Genomic DNA, 19756 nt, shown 5'->3' with positions numbered 1-19756 from the left:
CGCGCTATCTGGATCAGGTCGCTGGATCAGACCGAATTGTAGCGAGCGGCATGGCGAGGCGATATAGACGCGCGCCCATACTCGATCCCCCATGCCGGACATAGCGGCTCCAGCCTGATTGTTGACAATTATTTTGTATAATGGTCAACCATGCAGCAGTAAAAAGGTTGACCGCATTGAACCCTCAAAACCGTTCCGTTCGTTCCCGATCGCCGGCCGTCGAGACGACCAGCGTACTTGCGTGGTACGCCGCCATCGTCGCGATCGGCCTGAATCTGCGGCCGCTGCTCACCTCGATCAGCCCCCTCATGACGACCATTCGCAACGACACCGGTCTGAGCTTCTACGGCGCTTCGCTGCTCACGAGCCTGCCCGTCGTCGCGATGGGCCTCGGCGCGTTCGGCACCGGGCTGCTCGCGCGCAGGCTCGGCGAAACGCGCGGCGTCGCGCTCGGGCTCGCGGCCATTGCCGCGGCATGCGCGGCCCGCGCGTTCGCCACTAGCGGTGGCGCGCTCATGCTCACGGCGGCTGCGGCCGGCGCGGGCGTCGCGGCCATCCAGGCGCTGCTGCCCGCCGTCATGAAGCAGCGCTTCGCCGCACGGGTGCCGCTCGCCATGGGGCTGTTCTCGGCGTCGATCATGGGCGGCGGCGGCCTGGGCGCGAGCCTGAGCCCGCTTGTCGCGCGCGTCGCCGGTTCGTGGCATGCGGGGCTTGCGGTGTGGGCGCTGCCCGCGCTGGCCGCCCTCGCGATCTGGGGGGCGCTGAACGGCGGGATCGGCGGCGGGCAGCGCGCGCAGCAGGCCGCCGCCGCGCCCTCGCACGAACATGACCGCGCGGCGACGGTGCCGGTCTGGCGCAAGCGCCGGGCGTGGACGCTTGGCCTGCATTTCGGGCTCGTCAACGGCGGCTATACGAGTCTCGTCGCGTGGCTGCCCGCTTATTACCAGCAACACGGCGCGAGCGTCGAGGCCAGCGGCTCGCTGCTCGCCGCGATGACCGTGTTTCAGGCCGCGAGCGCGCTGCTTTTGCCGCTGGCCGCGGCAGCGTTCGCAGACAGGCGCCCGTGGCTCATTCTGGGCCTGTGCGCCCAGTTGGCCGGCGTGATCGGGCTCGCCGCCTGGCCCGAGGCTGCGCCGCTGGTGTGGGTCGCGGCGGCGGGCGCGGGGCTTGGCGGCGTGTTCTCGGTCACGCTCGTCACCGCGCTCGATCATTCGGCCGACCATCGCGTGGCCGCGCGCCTCGTCGCCTTCGTTCAGGGTCTGGGCTTCGTGATCGCGGCGCTCGCGCCCGTCGTGGCGGGGCGCGTGCGCGACATCACGGGCGGCTTTACGGGCGCGTGGATCATGCTCGCGGTATCGATCAGCGCGATGATCGTGCTCACGTTCGCCTTTTCGCCGCACAGCTACGGGCGGTGGCTTGGCGTCCATGGCCCGGCCGCGTCCGGCTCGGCGGCCGATGGAGCGGGGTCGCAGAAGCGGGCTGCGCTCGACGCCTGAGCCTGCGCTAAACGCCGGTCGGATTCCGCTCCGGCGCAAGCCCGGCGAGGCTCCCCGCAGGGCCGCGGCGCGCCCATGCAACAGATCGCCCGCAGCACGTCGTGAAACGTTTGCATAAGCGCCTGTATGAATGTACAGTGCGTGGCAGCCGGCCGTTCGTGCCCCCGGTCGCCGCGCCGGGTCATGCCGCCCCATCGCCTCTTGCTGCGTGGCGCGGCCCGGCCAGTACATCGAAACGGAGAACACGACGTGCGATTCTTCATCACGGGGACCTTGCTGGGCGTCCTCGCGTCCACCGCGCTCGCCGGGGAACACTACATCGAAATCTGGAATCCGCCGGAAGCGCGCACGCCCTCGGCGCATGCGGGCAATGCCGGCAAGAAGGCGGCGCATCGCGGCACGAAGCGCAAGCTCGCCTCCGCCGACAAACTCACCACCCGCAAGGTCGCCGAACCGGCAGTGCGCGCTCCCGCGCCCACGCTGCCCGCCACGCCGGGCGCCCCCGTGCGCACCGCGCCCGGCAACGGAACCCTGCCGGAAATTCCGCCGCAAATCGGCCCAGACGGCAACGTGCTCACAGTGTGAGCCGCGCGTAGCCGCACCAGATAACCCAAGGCCTCGCAGACTTCGAAGCGCCGCCCCTTTCCGTCTCCAGAAAAAAAACAGCCCCGTCACCGGAGAGGTGCGGGGCCGAATCCCATGTCAAGGAGATGTCATGGAGGAGACGGGTTCATCGTAGCCCGGCCCCGCCGCGCGCCCAACCAATGGTTTGGCATATGCATTTCGGGCCGCATGGCACTGCGCAACGTAGTGCTGCGGGCATATGGTTAGAACAAAAAGTCGTTTCGCGCAGCACGGCGCGCTCTCTAAGATGACCCTTTTGAGGTTTCATGGCTGGTTCGCGCCATAACGCTCGACCCACGCCTCATCGCATTTCAGGGAGTCGCCTTGAGCTTTTCCGATTCGCAACGCCGCCCGCTCGTGGTGGGCATTGGCGGCACTACGCGCGCCGCTTCGTCGACCGAGCGCGCGCTCGCTTTCGCGCTGCGCGGCGCCGAAGAAGCCGGCGCGCGTACGCAATTGTTCGGCGGCACGTTCCTGCACACGCTGCCACACTATGCGCCCGAAGCCGCCACTCGCACCGACGCGCAACTCGAACTGATCGAAGCCGTGCGCGCCGCCGACGCCGTCGTCATCGCGACGCCCGGCTATCACGGCGGCGTATCCGGGCTCGTGAAGAACGCGCTCGACACGCTCGAAGAACTGCGCGCCGACCACCGCCCTTACCTGGACGGCCGCGCCGTGGGCTGCATCGTCACGGCCTACGGCTGGCAGGCCGCGGGCTCGGTGCTGACCTCGCTGCGTTCGATCGTGCACGCGCTGCGCGGCTGGCCTACGCCGTTCGGCGCGGGCATCAACACGCTCGAAACGCGCTTCGAGAGCGCGCAGCAGTGCTCCGACGCGAAAGTCGCCGAACAGCTTGCCACGGTCGGCCGTCAGGCGGCGCAGTTCGCGCTTGCGTTCGGCGGCCAGGGCCAGCCCGCGACGGCGTTCGCGAACGCCGCGAACGCGACCCGCACCGAAAAGCGCCTGAGCCTCGCTGTCTGACGCACGCCACGATTTCCCCTGCCTGCCCGCACGCCGCCTCACACGCCGCCGCCGCGCGTGCGGGGCGGGAAACGTTCCCTGGCCCACATTGCCAGCGTCGCGCGATGCGCCTCGCGTGCGCCATCCCACAGACTGCGCCTTGCGCCCGGTTCACATTGAAGCCGGATTCTCCCCTCGCCTCATCCCGATCATGCTGCTGACCGTTCCAGGCCACACGTGATTTGCTTGCGACGAAAGATTGGTTCCATCGGCCTGCGGCGGCCCGTACGCTGGTCCGTGCCGGCGCAATGTATGGACAGCGAAACATACGCGTCACGCAGAGAGAATCCGACCGAATCAGCAGTCGATCAGCAGGAAGCGCGGTCATGCACACACTATTACGCTACAAAGGCTACGTCGTCGCCCCCAGCGCGCAGCAGCTCCCGAACGGACTCTTCGCCGCCAATCTCACCATTGGCACGCAGACGGACGCGCAACCGGGTTTGCAACCGGGTTGGCAACATTCCTTCGACGAACTCGATTACTTCTTCGAAGAACGGCACGCGCTCGCCTACGCGTGCCGCTGGGCGCGCATGTGGATCGAGCAGCAGCGCCGCTGCGCGTGAGCGCGCCCCCTTCCTTACTGTTGTGACAGAATAGGAGTCATACCCCGTTCATCTCTAGACGCTCATGTCCGATACCCTGACGCATCCGGACGAAGGCGCAGCCTTCATGTCCGAGCAGGACACCGCGCTGCGGCGCTGGACTCACGCCACGCCAGGGCCCATCAAGATCGGATCGGACGAACATCGCAAGATGTTCTGCCGCATGCTGCTCGACACCCACGATCCCTACCGCCCCGCGGTGCTCGACTGGCCAAAGCTCGAGCCCGACGCGCTCCGGCGCCTCACGTCGCTGCCGATCTGGGACATCGCCGTGCAGACCGAGGGCCGCGCCTCGATTCGCGTGCAGACTTACGCCCAAACACTGCGCGACCCGCTGCTACGCGAAGCGATCGAAATGGACGCCGCCGAGGAGGCGCGCCACAAGGTCGTGCTCTCGCACCTCGTGCAGGCCTATGGCATCGAACTTGCGCCGGAACCTCCGTATCCGCCGCCCAAAAAGTCGGAATGGGCGTGGATGTTCACCGGTTATAGCGAATGTATCGACAGCTTCTTCGCGTTCGGCCTGTTTCGCTCCGCGCAGCGCTCGGGCTTTTTTCCCGCAGACCTCGTCGATACCTTCGAGCCCGTGATTCAGGAAGAGGCGCGCCATATCCTCTTCTTCGTGAACTGGGTGACGTGGTATCGCAAGACCATGCCATGGTGGCGCAGGCCGTGGCACGCCGTGCGCGTCGCCGCAATCTGGTTCATGCTGGTGTGGGAGCGGCTCGCCATCGCGCGAGGCATCGACGCCGAGGGCCACGCGCGCGACTCGAACTTCCTGCCCGCGAACCGCGAGGTGCTGGGCGACTCGCTCGAACCGCGCGAGTTGATCGAACTCTGCCTCGCGGAAAACGACGCGCGCATGAGCGGCTACGACGCGCGCCTGTTGCGGCCGACGCTCGTCCCCGCGCTCGCACGCTTCGCGCTGCGCCTCTTGAAGAAGTAGCGCCAAGGTAACGCCGTTGCCGGCATGGCCGCATGGCCGCACGAGGAGATCGCTGCATGACCTGGACTGTCGACCAGCAACTGGAACTGAGCGCGACGCAAGCCGTCGAGGCCATCCACGCGGGGCAACTGAAAGCCGCCGACTACGTGGCGACGCTGCTCGCGCGCGCGGAAGCGCTCTCCAATCTCAATGCGTTCACCGTGCTCGACGTGGAAGGCGCGCTCGCCGCCGCGCAACGCATCGACGCGCTCGGCGCAAGCGAGCGCGCGCGGCTGCCGCTCGCGGGCCTGCCCGTGATCGTGAAGGACAACATCAATACGCGCGGCCTGCAGACCTCGGCGGGCACGCCCGCGCTCGAAGATTTCCTGCCCGCGCGTCACGCACCTTCGGTGCAACGTCTTGTCGATGCCGGCGCGATCCTGCTCGGCAAGGCCAACATGCACGAACTGGCGTTCGGCATCACCAGCACGAACCTCGCGCCGCATGCGGGACCGGTGCGCAACCCCTGGGACCCCGAACGAATTCCCGGCGGCTCGTCGGGCGGCACGGCGGCCGCCATTGCGGCGCGCATCGTGCCCGCCGGACTCGGCACCGACACCGGGGGCTCCACGCGCATTCCCGCCGCGCTATGCGGCATTGTCGGCTTGCGCCCGAGCGTGGGCGACGGCGGCACGCAACGCCGCTATCACGATCCGCTCGCCGTCGTGCCGATCAGCCATACGCGCGACACGGTCGGGCCGATGGGCCGTACCGTAGCCGATGTCGCGCTGCTCGACGCCGTGATCACGGGGCACGGTCCGCTCTCGCAGGCCGCCGTGACGAATCTGCGCATCGGCCTGCCCGCGCCGCTCTGGGAAGGGCTCGAAGCCGCGCTCGAAGACGTCGCGCGCGCCGCGCTCGCGACGCTCGAAGCCGCTGGAGTCACGTTCGTGCCGGTCGAAATGAGCGAACTGCTCGCGCTGAACGACCGCGTGAGTTACGCAATCGCGCTGCACGAACCTATCGAAGATCTCGCCGCATGGCTCGCGGCGAACCACACGGGCGCACAGAGCGTGGCCGCCGTGGCCGCGCGTATTGCGAGCCCCGACGTGCGCGCGGCCTACGACGCCGTGCTCGCCGATGCGCGCGGCGGCGACTACCACGCCGCGATGACGGTATGGCGGCCGCGTCTGCAGCAGCTTTATGCGCAGACCTTCTCGGCGGGCGGTCTCGACGCGCTGCTCTTTCCCACGACGCGGCTCGCCGCCGTGCCGATCGACGAGCTGAACGGGTCGTCGCGCGTGTCGATCGACGGTGCGGCACCGATCGACGAGATGGAGGCTTATCTGCGCAACACCGATCCCGCGAGCAACGCCGGCATTCCGGGCCTGGCGCTTCCGGCTGGCCTGATCGACGCTCGCTTGCCGGTCGGGCTCGAACTCGACGGGCCGGCCGGCGGCGACCGAAGGCTGCTCGCGATCGGCCTTGCGTTCGAAGCGATTCTGGGAACGCTGAGCGCCCCGGAGATTTGAGCACAGGCATCGGCAACCGGGGCAACCGCGCGAGAGCAAGGGTCACGGGCATTGCGCTACACTGCGCGCTGACTTTTTGTCACCCCGTGCGCCGCGGCGCATCCGATCGACCGAACCCCGACACCTCGTGCCAATACGATCCTTGCGCGTTGCCCCTTTCATGCGGATGTCCCGGCTTGCCGCCGCCACGGCGGCAGTCGTTGCGCTCGCCACCACCGGCGCCTGCGTGCGCCTCTCCGCGGTCGACTCCAACGGCCTCTGGAAAGTCGTCGGCGGCCAGTGCGTGCCGAACATGCGCGACAAGGGCCAGCCCGGCCCCTGCACGACCGTCGACTTCCACAAGCGCTATGCCGTGCTCAAGGACATCGCGGGACGCGCGCAATATCTCCTGATTCCCACCGACCGCGTGGCCGGCATCGAAAGCCCCGAGATTCTTTACGGCGGCGCGCCGGAATACTGGGTAGGGGCGTGGGGCGCGGGGCGCTTCGTCGAGGCGAAATTGGGCATGCCGCTCGCCGCCAATCAACTCGGCGCCGAAATCAATTCCTCCGAGCGACGCACGCAGAATCAACTGCATATTCACGTCGATTGCATGCGCCCCGACATGACGAAAGCGCTCGCGCCGTATGGCGATATCGCGCCGGGCACGTGGCGCTGGACCACGCTCGACGGCTCGCGCTACCGCATCACGCGCGTGACGAGCCTCTCGGACGGCAACAACCCCTTTCGCGTGGTCGAGCGCGCTCTCGGGCCTAAACAGACCATGGCCATGCAGACGATACTCGTGACCGCCGCAGGCCCCGACGCGCAGCGCGACGGCTGGCTCGTCGTGAACAGCGGGCTCGACGTCGATGGCGGAACCGGCACGGCGGAAGGCCTGCTCGATCATTCGTGCAGCCTCACGCAAGCGAAAAGCGCGGCGAACTAGCGCCTAGCCCGCGTCGTCCTCGCGCGCGACGCTCACCAGCCAGCGCCGTATCACCTGCTCTTCTTCGGCCGTGAAGCCCGCGGCCATGCGCGCTTCCAGCTTCTTCACGCGCGCGCGGCACTGCTTGAGCAGCGCTTCGCCGTCGCCCGTCACGTCGATCTGCTGAATGCGCCCGTGCACCGCGTGCGGACGGCGCGCAATCGCGCCGCCGCGTTCGAGATTCGCGACGATCACGCTCACCGTTTGCGGCGTGAGCGCGGCGAGCCTCGCGAGATCGGCGCCCGAGATGCCAGGGTAGGCGGCCAGCAGGGTCAGCACGACGAACTGCGGTGGCGTGACGCCGAGATCGTCGAGCGCGCGCTCCATGCGCAAACGGTGCGCCGCGCCCGCCTGGCGCAGCAGGTAGCCGAAATAGCCCGCCTCGCCGCGCTTGCCCTCGCCCACTTCCGGAATGACGCTCGCTTGCGCGCCCCTGTTCATAGCCGGGTCTTTCTTCGCTGTCTTGCGCATGATGTCAGAGTTCGAATATTATGTTCGTGCTCTGATATTAACCGCCAAACATCGCGAGGTCCAGTCATGCCCAGCGCTTCTCCCCGCATTGCCTACGAAACTTTCGTGCGCGAGGCCGCCCCCGTGGCCGCCGCGCTCTCGGCCATGAGCAAGGCCGTCGACGCCTCCGGGCTCGAAAAGCCGCTCACCGAACTGCTGAAAATCCGCGCCTCGCAAATCAACGGTTGCGCGTTCTGCATTCAGTACCACCTCAATATCGCCCGCGAAAAAGCCGTGCCGGGCGTGAAGCTCGATCTTGTGGCCGTGTGGCACGAGGCGCCGCAATTCTTCAGCGAGCGCGAACGCGCAGCGCTCGCTTATACCGAAGCGCTGAGCGCGAAACTCCATGAAGGCGTGAGCGATGCGCTTTACGACGAAGTGGCGCGCCAATTTCCAGGCGAGCAGATGGCCTTCCTGACCGCTGCCGTGGCGAACATCAATGCGTGGAACCGCATTGCCGTGGCGCTGCGCTTTGCGCCACCGGTGCGCGACGAAGCGGGCTGAGGAAGTTCGCGCAACGCGCGTATCAGCCGTGCGCGACGCGAAAGTCAAGCTGCACGAGCAACCCGCCATCGGCATGGTTCCCGACGCTGCATTGACCGCCGTTGTCGCGCACGAGCCGCGCGACGATGGCCAGCCCGAGGCCGCAGTGGCCTTCGCCGCCACGCGCCGCGTTCAGGCGTACGAACGGTCTCATGGCGGTCGCAATCCGTTCCGGCTCGATGCCCGCGCCGTGATCGCGCACGCGTAGGCGGTACGATCCGTTTTCAATCGCCGTCGAGATTTCGACCGGTGGCGCGCCATACTCGAGCGCGTTATCGACCAGATTCGTGACGAGCCGGTCCAGCGTGACCTGCGGCAGCTCGAAACGCGGACCGGCCCGCAAATCGAGCGCGAATAGCGGGCCGTTGCCGCCTTCGATTTCATCAGGATTCCCAAACTGGCTTTGCAAAAAGCCATCGACGCTCACTAGCTTGCCCGCATCGGGCGACTGCTGCGCGAACTCCAGAAACTGCTGGACGATGTGGGTGAGCGAATCGACGTCGCGCAGCATGCCGTTGCGCTCCGACTCATCGGCCATCAGCGTCGCGCGCAGTTTGAGCCGCGTAAGCGGCGTCTTGAGATCGTGCGCGATGCCGCTCAGCATCACCACGCGGTCGTCTTCGGCTTCGTTCACGCAGCGCATCATGTCGTTGAACGACGCGCTCACGTCGCGCAGTTCGCGCGGCCCTCGGCCTTCGAGCGGCGCAATGCGCTCGCCCGTGCCGAACCGGCGCGCCGCCTGCGCGAGACCCGCGAGCGGCTTCTGGATCTGCCAGGCAGCAAGGAAAGAGAGCGTGAGCGCCGCCAGCAGCATCGAAATCCCTTCGATGACAAAATGCGGCGGCGGCGGAATATCGACCGGCACGACGACCCATGCCGTGCTGCCGGGAAAGCGCACCCACAGTTGCGGCGGGCGCGCCTCATCCACGGCGAACGTCGTGCCGGGCGGCAATTGTTCGCGGAGATGGCGCGTCAAATCGACTAGCGGCCGCTGCGTAGGTTCGTGCAGATGCACGTCCGTGGGCACGTTCCACACCGGCACGCGGTGCACGCGCAGCACGTCGCTCAGGTCGCGCTCCTTCGGCGGTTCGAGCGCACCGCCGGGATGCACCGGAGGAAGCAGCGTGCCGCCGCCCGCGTGCTCTTCGCTCGCCACGCGCAGCGCGAGCAGCACGCCGCGCGCGAAACCATCGACCTCATGGCGCGGCGGCTGGCGCGCAAGCAGCAAAAACCAGCCGAGCTGCATGGAAAGCAAAACCGCCGCCGAGAGCAACGCCATGCGGCCGAACAGCGTATTCAACGGACTTCTCACTGAATGGCTGCGCCGTGCGCCTCCGAATAATTCGCCGGATCGGGCACGAATATATAGCCTTTGCCGCGCACCGTCTGAATGTGGCGCGGATTCGACGGGTCCGTCTCGATCACGCGGCGCAAGCGCCAGATCGGCACGTCGAGGCTGCGTTCGTGAAACTCGCGCTCGTCGCGATGCACGATATCGTGGATCAGCGTGCGCGAAAGCACTTTGTACGGGTGCGTGGCGAAGACTTTCAGCAACGCGAATTCGCTTTCTCTAAGCGGAATTTGCGTGTCGGCGCAGGAAAGCGTGCGCATCGTGAAGTCGAGTTCGAAGTCGCCGAACCGGTAGCGACGCCGCGCTTCCGGCGCGCTGGCCGTAGATGGACCGCGCCGCCGCAAGATGTTCTGGATGCGCACGAGCAGTTCGTGCGGATCGAAGGGTTTGGGCAAATAGTCGTCCGCGCCGAGCGAAAGCCCGCGAATGCGGTCGCCCACCGCGCCGCGCGCCGTGACGAAAATAACCGGAATATCGTCGCCGGCCGCGCGCAAGGCCGCAATGGCCTCGAGGCCATCGGTTTCCGGCATCATGATGTCCAGCACCACAATGGACGGACGCTCGCGCTCGAGGCGGCGCTGGAGGTGGACGCCGTCGTGCAGCACGGCGGTATCGAAATTATGCGAGCGCAAGAAGCGGCTCAGCAGGTCGCGCACGACGGGATCGTCGTCGACAATGAGGACGCTTGGGTTCATCCCGCGATTTTAAAGCAGCGAGGCGGCCGGAACCTTGCGCCGTTTCTTACCGTTCCTTTCCTCGCATCGCCCTTGAAAAAGGGCGGAATCGCCGCCGCGAGGCTCGCGAATCTCGCGAATCTCGCGAATCGTTCAATTGTCCTATGCAACGGGGCATGGTTCAGTGCGCGAGTCTGCGCGCACCAGCAACCGGCTGGCTCAGCAGCGAACCTGTCGTCCATGCGCCCAGTTGCGCCGCGCCCATACGCTCGCGCAGCCACGCGTCGAAAGTCTCCCGCAATTCCGGATGCCGCAAGGCGAAGTCGACCGTCGCCTGCACATAGCCGAGCTTGGTGCCGCAGTCGTAACGCTTGCCGACGAACTCGTAGGCCAGCACCTGCTCCTCTTCGCGCATCGAGTGAATGGCGGGCGTGAGTTGAATTTCGCCGTTCGCGTCCGGTTTCAACGCGCGCAAATGCTCGAAGATACTCGGCATAAGCACGTAACGCCCGGCCACGCCGAACCTCGACGGCGCCAGTTCCGGCGTAGGTTTTTCAACGATGCGGGTCACGCTGATCACGCGCTCGTCCCAATGTCGGCCGTCGATCACGCCATAACTCGTCGACTCGCACGACTCGAATTCTTCAATGGCGAGCACCGAGGAATCGTAATGACTGAATATATGGACCATTTGCGCGAGAACCGGGGGCTTGCCGTCGAGCAGATCGTCGGCGAGCACGACCGCAAACGGTTCGTCGCCAATGAGCTTTTCCGCGCACAGCACGGCGTGCCCTAAACCGAGCGGTTCGGCTTGCCGAACGTACACGCATTCGACATTGGCCGGCTTGATGCCCTCCACGAGTTCGACGAGATTTTGCCTGCCGCGCGCCCTCAGTACATGTTCGACTTCATAGGACCTGTCGAAATGATCTTCAATGACGCGTTTTCCACGGCCCGTCACAAAGATCAGTTCCGTAATGCCTGCGCCGATCGCTTCTTCAACGGCATATTGAATGAGCGGTTTGTCGATAACCGGCAGCATTTCTTTCGGACTCGCCTTCGTCGCGGGCAGAAAGCTCGTATCGATTCCCGCCACCGGGAACACAGCTTTACGAACACCAAGCATGATGACCTCACGTCTGGTAGAGAGAAGCATCGAGACCACAGCAAGATTTATAATCCGACCCCGCAGAGATAGGTCTGCTAAAAGCCAGACACCATGATCGCATTGTTTTTTGCTGCATATGCATCGGCACGCAATTCCCGCGCCGCACGGCGATTACATGGCATGTAATTGGCGAACCGCGCCGCCGCTTCTACTCTTTGCCTGTCGCGCCGCCAATCGGGCGGCGCTCAACAACGAGGAGTCAGCATGTCCATCTACACCCAGTACACGATCGAGTCCGCGCCCGCCCAATCGCAACCCGCCCTTCAGCAACTGCAGCAGACGTTCGGCATGATCCCGAACATCGCGGCGAAAATGGCCGCTTCGCCGGTGCTGATCAGCGGCTTTCTCAGCGTGTTTCAGCGTGTGCATTCGAGCAGCCTGACCGAGCCGCAGATCCAGACATTGCTGCTGACCAACGCGGTCACGAATGCATCGGAATGGCCCGTGGCGTTTCATACGGCGCTGGCCTTGAAGGAAGGCGTGAGTCCCGCCGATGTCGAAGCGATGCGCCACGGCCGCGCGCCCACGGATGCGCAACTAGCCGCGCTATCCATGCTTGCGCGCACGCTGATCGAAAAGCGCGGCCGCATCTGCGGCGAAGATCAACAGCGCTTTCTCGATGCGGGTTTCAGCGCCGAGCAAACGCTGGAAGTGATTGCGGTCGTCGCCGCATCGACCATCACGAACTACGCGGCGAGCGTCACGCATCCGGCGCTCGAAGCGCAGTTCGAGCAATACGCGTGGCGTGCGCGTGCGGCGTAAGTCCGCTATCGTCGCCCACATCAACCCGGAGAACCGATGAGCCCCACGCCCGCCGCCCCCAATGCGCAGCAAAACGACCTTGGCTCCCTGCTGCGCTATTGGCGGGATGCGCGTGGCGTGAGTCAACTCGATTTGTCGCTGGACGCGGGAATCTCCCAGCGGCAGATCAGCTTTATCGAAAGCGGGCGCAGCGTACCGGGCCGCGACACGCTGCTAGCCCTCGCGCAGACGCTCGAAGTACCCCTGCGCGAGCGCAACGCCCTCCTGCTCGCGGCGGGATATGCGCCGGTTTATTCGGAAGCCCCGTGGAACGCGCAGGAAATGCAGCACGTCGTGCGCGCGCTGGAGCGTGTTATTCGACAGCATGATCCGTTTCCGGCCATCGTCATGGACCGGCACTGGAACGTGCTGATGACCAACGACGCCGCGCCGCGCTTCTTCGGCCGCTTCATCGATATGGCGGCGCGCGAAGGCCGGCGCAACATGCTGCATTTGATGTTCGATCCGAAGGGCATGCGCCCCTTTCTCGCGGACTGGGAGAATGTGTCGCGCAGCCTGCTGCAACGGGTCTATCGCGAAGCGGTGGGCCGCGTGATCGACGACGAAACACGCGCGCTGCTCGACGAATTGCTCGCGTACCCCGGCGTACCGCGCGACTGGAAAGCGCATCGCGGATCGACCGGCACGCCCACGCTGCCCGTCATTCCACTGAGTTTCATCAGCGACGGCCGCGTGCTTCGCTATTTTTCGATGGTGACGAGCGTGGGCACGCCGCAAAACGTCGCCGCGCAGGAATTGCGCCTCGAATGCATGTTCCCCGCCGACGACGAGACCGAAGCGCAACATCGGGAACTGCTCGCGGCGCAGGCTAAGGAGCGTTGAGGGATTACCAGGCGCCCCCCCAGGCGCACGCGCGAAAAAAAAGGCGCTCCGCCGCGGCGGAGCGCCCCAGGGCAAAACGCTTCACGCCGCTTCAGGCGGCTTCGAGCACGAGCAATTGCGCACCGTCGGCCACCTGATCGCCTACGCCGTACAATACTTCGGTGACCTTACCAGCCGCCGGCGCGCCGATCGTGTGTTCCATCTTCATCGCTTCCATGACGATGAGCGGCGCGCCCTTCTCGACCACGGCGCCCGGCTCCACCAGCACCGCGATCACCTTGCCCGGCATGGGCGCGGTCAGGCGGCCCTCGCCGTGCTCCGCGTCGGCGGCGTGCGCAAGGAGGTTCTGCCATTCGAACGCCATCGCCGTGCCGAGGCAGAAAACATGAAACACGTCGCCGTCGATGAATACGCGACCCGTCACGCGTTTGTCGCCGATAGTCGCGCCGTATTCGTCCGCGCCCTCCCCGCGCCACCACGTATAGCGCGCTTCGTGCCCCGCGTAGCCGAGCGTCTCTTCGCCGCCGTCGTGCGTATGCGCCACCGTGAACGCGGTATCGCTTTCAATGTCTCTCCAGGAGAGCGATTGGGCGAAGCCGCTATTCAGGCGCCAATGCGAAAGCGACTGCCACGGCGAAGCGCCATGCGCCGCGCCGCCCTCGCGGCCGAGGAGCGCCGCGCACGCGAGCGCAAGCGCTTCGCGAACCGGCTTCTGCTGCGGTGAAAAGAGCGCGTCGTGGTGACGCTCGATCAGGCCCGTGTCGAGATCGGCTTTGGCAAACGGCTCGCAGGTCACGAGCCGGTGCAAAAACTCCACGTTCGTATGCGGTCCCACCACCTCACACGCTTCGAGCGCCCGCTCCATGCGCGCCAGCGCGTCCTCTCGCGTCGCGCCGTGCACGATCAGTTTGGCGATCATCGGATCGTAGAACGGCGTGATGGTGTCGCCTTCGCGTACGCCGCTGTCGATGCGCACGTTCGCGCGCTGGCCCGCTTCGCCGAGACGGAACTCGACGCCTTCCGGCATGCGCAAATGCTTCAGCGTGCCCGTGGACGGCAGGAAACCTCGCGCCGGGTTTTCCGCGTAAATGCGCGCCTCCAGTGCATGGCCCGTGATCGAAAGCTGCGACTGTTCGAGCGGCAGCGGCTCGCCCGCGGCCACGCGCAATTGCCATTCAACGAGATCGAGGCCCGTGACCATCTCCGTGACGGGGTGCTCGACCTGCAGCCGCGTATTCATCTCCATGAAGTAGAAGTCGGCACCCGTCATGATGAATTCGACCGTGCCCGCGCCCACGTAATGCACGGCGCGCGCGGCCGCCACGGCAGCCTCGCCCATGGCCCGGCGCACGTTGTCTTCGAGGCCCGGCGCGGGCGCTTCTTCGAGGACTTTCTGGTGACGGCGCTGCACCGAGCAATCGCGGTCGAGCAGGTAGACCGCGCCGCCCTGCCTGTCGGCAAACACCTGCACTTCGACGTGGCGCGGGCGCGTGAGGTACTTCTCGATCAGCACCCGGTCGTTGCCGAAGCTGCTGGCCGCCTCGCGTTTGCACGAGGCCAGCGCCGCTGCGAAGTCTTCGCTGCGCTCGACCACTCGCATGCCCTTGCCGCCGCCGCCCGCGCTCGCCTTGAGCAGAACGGGGTAGCCCATCGCGTCGGCTTCGCGCTGAAGCAGCGCGGGGTCCTGGTCGTCGCCGTGGTAGCCCGGCACGAGCGGCACGGCCGCCGTATGCATCAGCGCTTTCGCGGCCGCCTTCGAGCCCATGGCGGCAATCGCCTCGACCGGCGGCCCGATGAAGACGATGCCCGCCGCTTCGCACGCGTGGGCGAAATCTTCGTTCTCCGAAAGAAAGCCGTAGCCGGGGTGAATGGCTTGCGCACCCGTGGCGCGCGCCGCCTCGATAATGCGCTCGATACGCAGATAACTTTGCGCCGCGGCCGCTTCGCCGATATGCACGGCTTCGTCGCAGGCCGCGACGTGCTTGGCGTTCGCGTCGGCGTCCGAATACACGGCCACGCTCTTCACGCCAAGCCGCCTGCAAGTAGCCGCCACCCGGCATGCAATTTCGCCGCGGTTGGCGATCAGGATTTTGTTGAACATGTGCTGTCCTCGCTTCGTTCCCTGCTTCTTGCCTGCTCTTTATTGATCGCGCCAGCGCGGCGTGCGCTTTTCCAGGAACGACGACACGCCGTCGCGTCCTTCCTCGCTTGCGCGAATACGTGCAATGCGAACGGCGGTGTCTTCGATCAACGCGTTATCGATCGTTTGGCCCGCTACATCCTGCACGAGTTGCTTGCACTCGCGCACGGCGTTCGGACTGTTCGCGCAAAGCGTTTCGGCAATGCGTTGCACAGTCGAATCGAGTGCTGCCGCGCTCACGGCTTCGCTCACGAGACCGAGCCGCTGCGCGGTGGCGCAATCGAAGGCTTCGGCGGTTACGAAGTAGCGGCGCGACGCCTGCTCGCCGAGCGCGCGAATCACGTAAGGCGCGATCGTGGCGGGCATAAGACCGAGGCGCGCTTCGGAAAGGCAGAAGTGCGCGGTTTCCACGGCCACCACGATGTCCGCCGCGCACACGAGGCCCATGCCGCCCGCGTAGGCGTCGCCATGCACGCGCGCGACGACCGGCTTCGGGCAGCGATAGACAGCCGATAACATTTGCGCGAGACGCATGGCGTCGGCGCGATTTTCCTCGTCGGAATAGCCGGCCATCTTGCGCATCCAGTTCAGGTCCGCGCCCGCGCAAAAGGCCTTGCCGTTGCCGGCGAGCACGATCGCGCGCACGTCATCGCGCGCGCCGAGCGCGGTGAATGCGGCCGTGACGTCTGCGATCATCGCCTCGTTGAACGCGTTGCGCACGTCGGGCCGATTGAGCGTGACCGTCGCCACGTGTCCGACAATTTCAACAGTGAGCGTTTCGTATGGCATTGTCTGGTCCTCGATGCGTCACATGCGGAACACGCCGAAGCGCGTATCTTCGATAGGCGCATTCATCGTGGCGGAAAGGCCGAGGCCGAGCACGTCGCGCGTTTGCGCCGGGTCGATCACGCCGTCGTCCCACAGGCGCGCGCTCGCGTAATACGGATGGCCCTGCAGTTCGTACTGGTCGCGAATCGGCTGCTTGAACGCATTTTCTTCTTCGGCGCTCCACGTGCCGCCCTTCGCTTCGATGCCGTCGCGACGCACCGTCGCAAGCACGGATGCGGCCTGCTCGCCGCCCATTACCGAAATGCGCGCGTTCGGCCACATCCACAGGAAGCGCGGCGAATACGCGCGGCCGCACATGCCGTAGTTGCCTGCGCCAAATGAGCCGCCGATGATGACCGTGAATTTCGGCACTTTTGCCGTGGCCACTGCCGTCACCATCTTCGCGCCGTTGCGCGCAATGCCTTCGTTCTCGTACTTGCGGCCCACCATGAAGCCCGTGATGTTCTGCAGGAACACCAGCGGAATCTTGCGCTGGCAGCACAGCTCAATGAAGTGCGAACCCTTCAACGCCGATTCGGAGAACAAAATACCGTTGTTCGCGATGATCCCCACCGGGTGGCCCCAGATGTGCGCGAAGCCGGTCACGAGCGTGGTGCCGTAGCGCGCCTTGAATTCGTCGAAAGCCGAGTCGTCGACGATGCGGGCGATCACCTCGCGCACGTCGAAAGGCTTGCGCGTATCCACGGGAATCACACCATAGAGGCTTTTCGCATCGAAGCGCGGCGGCAACGGTTCGCGCAGCACCACGGGCGGCGTTTTCGTGCGGTTCAGATTGCCGACGATCGAGCGCGCAATTGCGAGCGCGTGCGCGTCGTTCTGCGCGAGATGGTCGACCACGCCGGAAAGACGCGTATGCACGTCGCCGCCGCCCAGGTCTTCGGCGCTCACTTCCTCGCCCGTCGCCGCCTTCACGAGCGGCGGGCCGCCGAGGAAAATCGTGCCCTGGTTCTTCACGATGATCGACTCGTCGCTCATGGCCGGCACATACGCGCCGCCCGCCGTACACGAGCCCATCACCACGGCAATCTGCGGAATACCCTGCGCCGAAAGATTCGCCTGGTTATAGAAGATGCGGCCGAAGTGATCGCGATCCGGAAACACTTCATCCTGATTCGGTAGATTCGCACCGCCCGAATCGACGAGATACACGCACGGCAACCGGTTTTCCTGCGCGATTTCCTGCGCGCGCACGTGCTTCTTCACCGTGACGGGATAGTACGTGCCGCCCTTCACCGTGGCGTCATTGCAGACGATCACGCATTCTTGCCCCGCAATGCGGCCAATGCCCGTGATGATGCCCGCGCCGGGCGCGTCGTCGTTGTACATGCCGTAAGCCGCGAGCTGCGAAAGCTCCAGAAACGGCGTGCCCGGATCGAGCAGTTGCGCGATGCGATCGCGCGGCAGCAGCTTGCCGCGCGAGAGGTGCTTGTCGCGCGCGGCCTGGCCGCCGCCAAGCGTTAGCTTCTGGATCTTCTCGCGCAGGTCCGCGACGAGCGCTTCGAGCGCCGCGGTATTGGCCTTGAAGTCCTCCGAACGCGGATTGAGCTTCGATTCAATGATCGGCATCTCGTGCTTCCTCAATCACTTAGGATTACATCGTTTCTGCGAACAGTTCGCGGCCGATCAGCATGCGGCGAATCTCGCTCGTGCCCGCGCCGATTTCGTAGAGCTTCGCGTCGCGCCAGAGACGCCCGACGGGATACTCGTTGATATAGCCATTGCCACCCAGAATCTGAATGGCTTCGCCCGCCATCCACGTGGCCTTTTCGGCGGTGTAGAGAATTACGCCCGCGCAGTCCTTGCGCACCTGGCGCACGTGGTCTTTGCCGAGCGTGTCGAGCTGACGGCCCACCGCGTAGAGATACGCGCGGCACGCCTGGTAGGTCGTGTAGAGGTCGGCGACCTTGCCCTGAATGAGCTGGAATTCGCCGATGGGCTGACCGAACTGCTTGCGGTCGTGAATGTACGGCACCACGGCGTCCATGACCGCGGCCATGATGCCGGTGGGGCCGCCCGCGAGCACGGCGCGCTCGTAGTCGAGGCCGCTCATCAGCACCTTCACGCCGCCGTTGAGCTGGCCGAGGACGTTCTCTTCAGGCACTTCCACGTCCTGGAACACGAGTTCGCCCGTATGCGAGCCGCGCATCCCCAGCTTGTCCAGCTTCTGCGCAACCGAAAATCCCTTCATGCCCTTCTCGACGATGAACGCCGTCATGCCGCGCGAGCCCGCTTCAGGATCGGTTTTCGCGTAGACGACGAGCGTGTCGCAATCCGGGCCGTTGGTGATCCACATCTTCGTGCCGTTGAGCACGTAGCGGTCGCCTTTCTTTTCGGCGCGCAGCTTCATGCTCACGACGTCCGAGCCCGCATTGGGCTCGCTCATGGCGAGCGCCCCGACGTGTTCGCCGGAAACGAGCTTCGGCAGGTACTTGCGCTTTTGCGCCTCGGTGCCGTTGCGGTGGATCTGGTTCACGCACAGGTTCGAATGCGCGCCGTACGAGAGGCCGACCGAGGCGGATGCGCGCGAAATTTCCTCCATCGCGACCATATGCGCCGTGTAGCCCATGTTCGCGCCGCCGTACTCCTCCGAAACCGTCATGCCGAGCACGCCCAGGTCGCCGAACTTGCGCCACAGGTCCATCGGGAACTGGTCGGTGCGGTCGATTTCGCCCGCGCGCGGCGCGATTTCCTTCGCCGCGAAGCCTGCAATGCTGTCGCGCAGCATTTCGACTTCTTCGCCAAGCGGGAACTGCAAACCGGGTACGTTGCTCATGTGTGTCTCCAGAGAATCTCGGTCCGGGCGGTGCTTCGCCCCATGGACGCACATTTCACGCCAGATTTACGTAAGCGTCAATAGGTATTTCTGAGTGATGCTCAAGTCCTGTCGAAGCGTAAATTTCCTTGTTCCATGGCGTTTCTTTCGTGGATAATGAATTCTACTTTGACGCAAATTGAATCAGGCTCAATATGCAAGCCGTCGCCCAGAAAGCCGTCCTGCCCGCGTCGCGCCGCCAGCCGGCCGGTCGCAAGTCGCAGCAGCGCGTGCGCGAAATCCTGCAGGCGGGGCGCGATGTGTTCTCGGAAAAAGGGTACGCACGCGCCACGACCGCCGAAATCGCGCAGCGCCTGGGCGTGTCCGAGGCGACGGTGTTCAGCTACTTTCGGGGCAAGCGGGAGTTGTGTGCGCGCGTAATCGGCGACTGGTACGACGAATCGATCGCCGCGATCGAAGGCGGCCTGCCGCGCGACGGCACGGTGCGCCAGCAGTTTGCATTCATCGTGCGCATGCATCTGCAGTTGATGCTGGAAAGCGGCACGGGCATCTGCGAACTGGTGCTTTCGGAGGGCCGCACGCGGCATCACGATCTGAGCGAAGCGCTCACGGAAATGCAGCGCCGCTATACGGCGCCGCTCATGCGCGTGCTCGCGCGCGGCCAGGAGAACGGGCAGATCCGCAACGATCTGCCGCTGCGGCTGCTGCGTTCGCTGGTATTCGGCCCCATGGAGCACGTGCTGTGGGACGCGACGCTCGCCAACCGCCGCACGGACATCGACGCCACGGCCGAGCGCCTCGTCGACGCGCTCTGGTCGGCCCTCCAGCCGCCCAACCTCGAACTCGCCGCGCTCGCGCAGTTCAGTCAGGATGTGAGCGAAGCCGTGCGCCGGCTCGAACGCGAACGCGCCGCGCGCTAGTCGGTGCGCTTC

Annotated in this window: 19 protein-coding genes; 11 read left to right on the top strand and 8 right to left on the bottom strand. The window is 65.6% G+C overall.

Annotated elements, in window-relative coordinates:
* Positions 1 to 254 precede the first annotated feature (254 nt).
* From U5768_RS14465 to U5768_RS14435, 7 genes are all read left to right on the top strand, one after another.
* Entirely contained in the window at positions 255 to 1496 is a 1242-nt protein-coding gene (locus U5768_RS14465; RefSeq protein WP_322031188.1) for a cyanate transporter, read from the top strand.
* Between the two features lie 249 nt (positions 1497 to 1745).
* Positions 1746 to 2081 carry a hypothetical protein gene (locus U5768_RS14460; RefSeq protein WP_322031083.1) on the top strand — a complete coding sequence of 112 codons (336 nt, stop codon included), beginning with the start codon at positions 1746 to 1748 and terminating at the stop codon, positions 2079 to 2081.
* A 363-nt stretch (positions 2082 to 2444) separates the two neighbouring features.
* Positions 2445 to 3104, top strand: coding sequence for an NAD(P)H-dependent oxidoreductase (locus U5768_RS14455; RefSeq protein ID WP_322031082.1), 660 nt, complete (start codon positions 2445 to 2447; stop codon positions 3102 to 3104).
* Positions 3105 to 3469: 365 nt separating this feature from the next.
* Positions 3470 to 3709, top strand: a complete 240-nt coding sequence (locus U5768_RS14450; protein ID WP_322031081.1) for a transcriptional regulator — start codon at positions 3470 to 3472, stop codon at positions 3707 to 3709.
* Positions 3710 to 3773: 64 nt separating this feature from the next.
* Positions 3774 to 4694 carry a ferritin-like domain-containing protein gene (locus U5768_RS14445; protein ID WP_322031080.1) on the top strand — a complete coding sequence of 307 codons (921 nt, stop codon included), beginning with the start codon at positions 3774 to 3776 and terminating at the stop codon, positions 4692 to 4694.
* Positions 4695 to 4750: 56 nt separating this feature from the next.
* Entirely contained in the window at positions 4751 to 6205 is a 1455-nt protein-coding gene (iaaH, locus tag U5768_RS14440; protein ID WP_322031079.1) for an indoleacetamide hydrolase, read from the top strand.
* A 160-nt stretch (positions 6206 to 6365) separates the two neighbouring features.
* The gene (locus U5768_RS14435) at positions 6366 to 7133 is read left to right on the top strand and encodes a CDP-diacylglycerol diphosphatase (RefSeq protein ID WP_415913900.1); all 768 of its coding nucleotides are present in this window, start codon (positions 6366 to 6368) and stop codon (positions 7131 to 7133) included.
* 3 nt (positions 7134 to 7136) lie between these two features.
* On the opposite strand, the gene U5768_RS14430 is transcribed toward U5768_RS14435, so the two are convergent.
* The gene (locus U5768_RS14430) at positions 7137 to 7613 is read right to left on the bottom strand and encodes a MarR family transcriptional regulator (RefSeq protein ID WP_322031078.1); all 477 of its coding nucleotides are present in this window, start codon (positions 7611 to 7613) and stop codon (positions 7137 to 7139) included.
* 96 nt (positions 7614 to 7709) lie between these two features.
* Between U5768_RS14430 and U5768_RS14425 the strand changes: the two genes are divergently transcribed.
* Complete coding sequence (locus tag U5768_RS14425; RefSeq protein WP_322031077.1) at positions 7710 to 8186, top strand: carboxymuconolactone decarboxylase family protein; 477 nt, start codon at positions 7710 to 7712, stop codon at positions 8184 to 8186.
* Between the two features lie 22 nt (positions 8187 to 8208).
* On the opposite strand, the gene U5768_RS14420 is transcribed toward U5768_RS14425, so the two are convergent.
* The 3 genes from U5768_RS14420 to galU form a co-directional block, all read right to left on the bottom strand.
* Positions 8209 to 9537 (bottom strand): ATP-binding protein, encoded by a 1329-nt coding sequence (locus tag U5768_RS14420; RefSeq protein ID WP_322031076.1) that lies wholly within the window; start codon positions 9535 to 9537, stop codon positions 8209 to 8211.
* Positions 9534 to 10271, bottom strand: coding sequence for a response regulator (locus U5768_RS14415; RefSeq protein WP_322031075.1), 738 nt, complete (start codon positions 10269 to 10271; stop codon positions 9534 to 9536). Before U5768_RS14415 ends, U5768_RS14420 begins: the two co-directional genes overlap by 4 nt.
* Before the next feature lie 160 nt (positions 10272 to 10431).
* Positions 10432 to 11376 (bottom strand): UTP--glucose-1-phosphate uridylyltransferase GalU, encoded by a 945-nt coding sequence (gene galU / locus U5768_RS14410; RefSeq protein WP_322031074.1) that lies wholly within the window; start codon positions 11374 to 11376, stop codon positions 10432 to 10434.
* Between the two features lie 246 nt (positions 11377 to 11622).
* On the opposite strand from galU, the gene U5768_RS14405 reads away from it, so the two are divergent.
* The gene (locus tag U5768_RS14405; RefSeq protein WP_322031073.1) at positions 11623 to 12180 is read left to right on the top strand and encodes a carboxymuconolactone decarboxylase family protein; all 558 of its coding nucleotides are present in this window, start codon (positions 11623 to 11625) and stop codon (positions 12178 to 12180) included.
* Between the two features lie 36 nt (positions 12181 to 12216).
* Positions 12217 to 13062 carry a helix-turn-helix transcriptional regulator gene (locus tag U5768_RS14400; protein ID WP_322031072.1) on the top strand — a complete coding sequence of 282 codons (846 nt, stop codon included), beginning with the start codon at positions 12217 to 12219 and terminating at the stop codon, positions 13060 to 13062.
* Between the two features lie 91 nt (positions 13063 to 13153).
* Here the strand turns inward: U5768_RS14400 and U5768_RS14395 are convergent, their stop codons facing one another.
* The 4 genes from U5768_RS14395 to U5768_RS14380 are packed head-to-tail and all read right to left on the bottom strand — an operon-like array spanning position 13154 to position 18824.
* The gene (locus U5768_RS14395; RefSeq protein WP_322031071.1) at positions 13154 to 15163 is read right to left on the bottom strand and encodes an acetyl/propionyl/methylcrotonyl-CoA carboxylase subunit alpha; all 2010 of its coding nucleotides are present in this window, start codon (positions 15161 to 15163) and stop codon (positions 13154 to 13156) included.
* Between the two features lie 39 nt (positions 15164 to 15202).
* Positions 15203 to 15991, bottom strand: coding sequence for an enoyl-CoA hydratase/isomerase family protein (locus U5768_RS14390; protein ID WP_322031070.1), 789 nt, complete (start codon positions 15989 to 15991; stop codon positions 15203 to 15205).
* An 18-nt stretch (positions 15992 to 16009) separates the two neighbouring features.
* On the bottom strand, positions 16010 to 17617 hold the full coding sequence (locus tag U5768_RS14385; protein WP_322031069.1) for a carboxyl transferase domain-containing protein: 1608 nt from the start codon (positions 17615 to 17617) through the stop codon (positions 16010 to 16012).
* A gap of 25 nt (positions 17618 to 17642) precedes the next feature.
* Positions 17643 to 18824 (bottom strand): isovaleryl-CoA dehydrogenase, encoded by a 1182-nt coding sequence (locus U5768_RS14380; RefSeq protein ID WP_322031068.1) that lies wholly within the window; start codon positions 18822 to 18824, stop codon positions 17643 to 17645.
* Between the two features lie 194 nt (positions 18825 to 19018).
* Between U5768_RS14380 and U5768_RS14375 the strand changes: the two genes are divergently transcribed.
* Positions 19019 to 19744, top strand: a complete 726-nt coding sequence (locus tag U5768_RS14375) for a TetR/AcrR family transcriptional regulator (RefSeq protein WP_322031067.1) — start codon at positions 19019 to 19021, stop codon at positions 19742 to 19744.
* Positions 19745 to 19756: the final 12 nt, after the last annotated feature.

The organism is Paraburkholderia sp. J76, assembly GCF_905220295.1.
Taxonomy (GTDB): Bacteria; Pseudomonadota; Gammaproteobacteria; order Burkholderiales; family Burkholderiaceae; genus Paraburkholderia.
The sequence above is the reverse complement of the archived record's forward strand: the minus strand, read 5'-3'. Positions and strand labels throughout refer to the sequence as shown.

Coding starts and splice junctions, on each gene's coding strand:
- U5768_RS14415 (WP_322031075.1), bottom strand. CDS start 10,271: ATGAACCCAAGCGTCCTCATTGTCGACGACGATCCCGTCGTGCGCGAC.
- U5768_RS14390 (WP_322031070.1), bottom strand. CDS start 15,991: ATGCCATACGAAACGCTCACTGTTGAAATTGTCGGACACGTGGCGACG.
- U5768_RS14375 (WP_322031067.1), top strand. CDS start 19,019: ATGCAAGCCGTCGCCCAGAAAGCCGTCCTGCCCGCGTCGCGCCGCCAG.
- U5768_RS14400 (WP_322031072.1), top strand. CDS start 12,217: ATGAGCCCCACGCCCGCCGCCCCCAATGCGCAGCAAAACGACCTTGGC.
- U5768_RS14380 (WP_322031068.1), bottom strand. CDS start 18,824: ATGAGCAACGTACCCGGTTTGCAGTTCCCGCTTGGCGAAGAAGTCGAA.
- U5768_RS14430 (WP_322031078.1), bottom strand. CDS start 7,613: ATGAACAGGGGCGCGCAAGCGAGCGTCATTCCGGAAGTGGGCGAGGGC.
- U5768_RS14385 (WP_322031069.1), bottom strand. CDS start 17,617: ATGCCGATCATTGAATCGAAGCTCAATCCGCGTTCGGAGGACTTCAAG.
- U5768_RS14395 (WP_322031071.1), bottom strand. CDS start 15,163: ATGTTCAACAAAATCCTGATCGCCAACCGCGGCGAAATTGCATGCCGG.
- U5768_RS14445 (WP_322031080.1), top strand. CDS start 3,774: ATGTCCGATACCCTGACGCATCCGGACGAAGGCGCAGCCTTCATGTCC.
- iaaH (WP_322031079.1), top strand. CDS start 4,751: ATGACCTGGACTGTCGACCAGCAACTGGAACTGAGCGCGACGCAAGCC.
- U5768_RS14435 (WP_415913900.1), top strand. CDS start 6,366: ATGCGGATGTCCCGGCTTGCCGCCGCCACGGCGGCAGTCGTTGCGCTC.
- U5768_RS14450 (WP_322031081.1), top strand. CDS start 3,470: ATGCACACACTATTACGCTACAAAGGCTACGTCGTCGCCCCCAGCGCG.
- galU (WP_322031074.1), bottom strand. CDS start 11,376: ATGCTTGGTGTTCGTAAAGCTGTGTTCCCGGTGGCGGGAATCGATACG.
- U5768_RS14425 (WP_322031077.1), top strand. CDS start 7,710: ATGCCCAGCGCTTCTCCCCGCATTGCCTACGAAACTTTCGTGCGCGAG.
- U5768_RS14405 (WP_322031073.1), top strand. CDS start 11,623: ATGTCCATCTACACCCAGTACACGATCGAGTCCGCGCCCGCCCAATCG.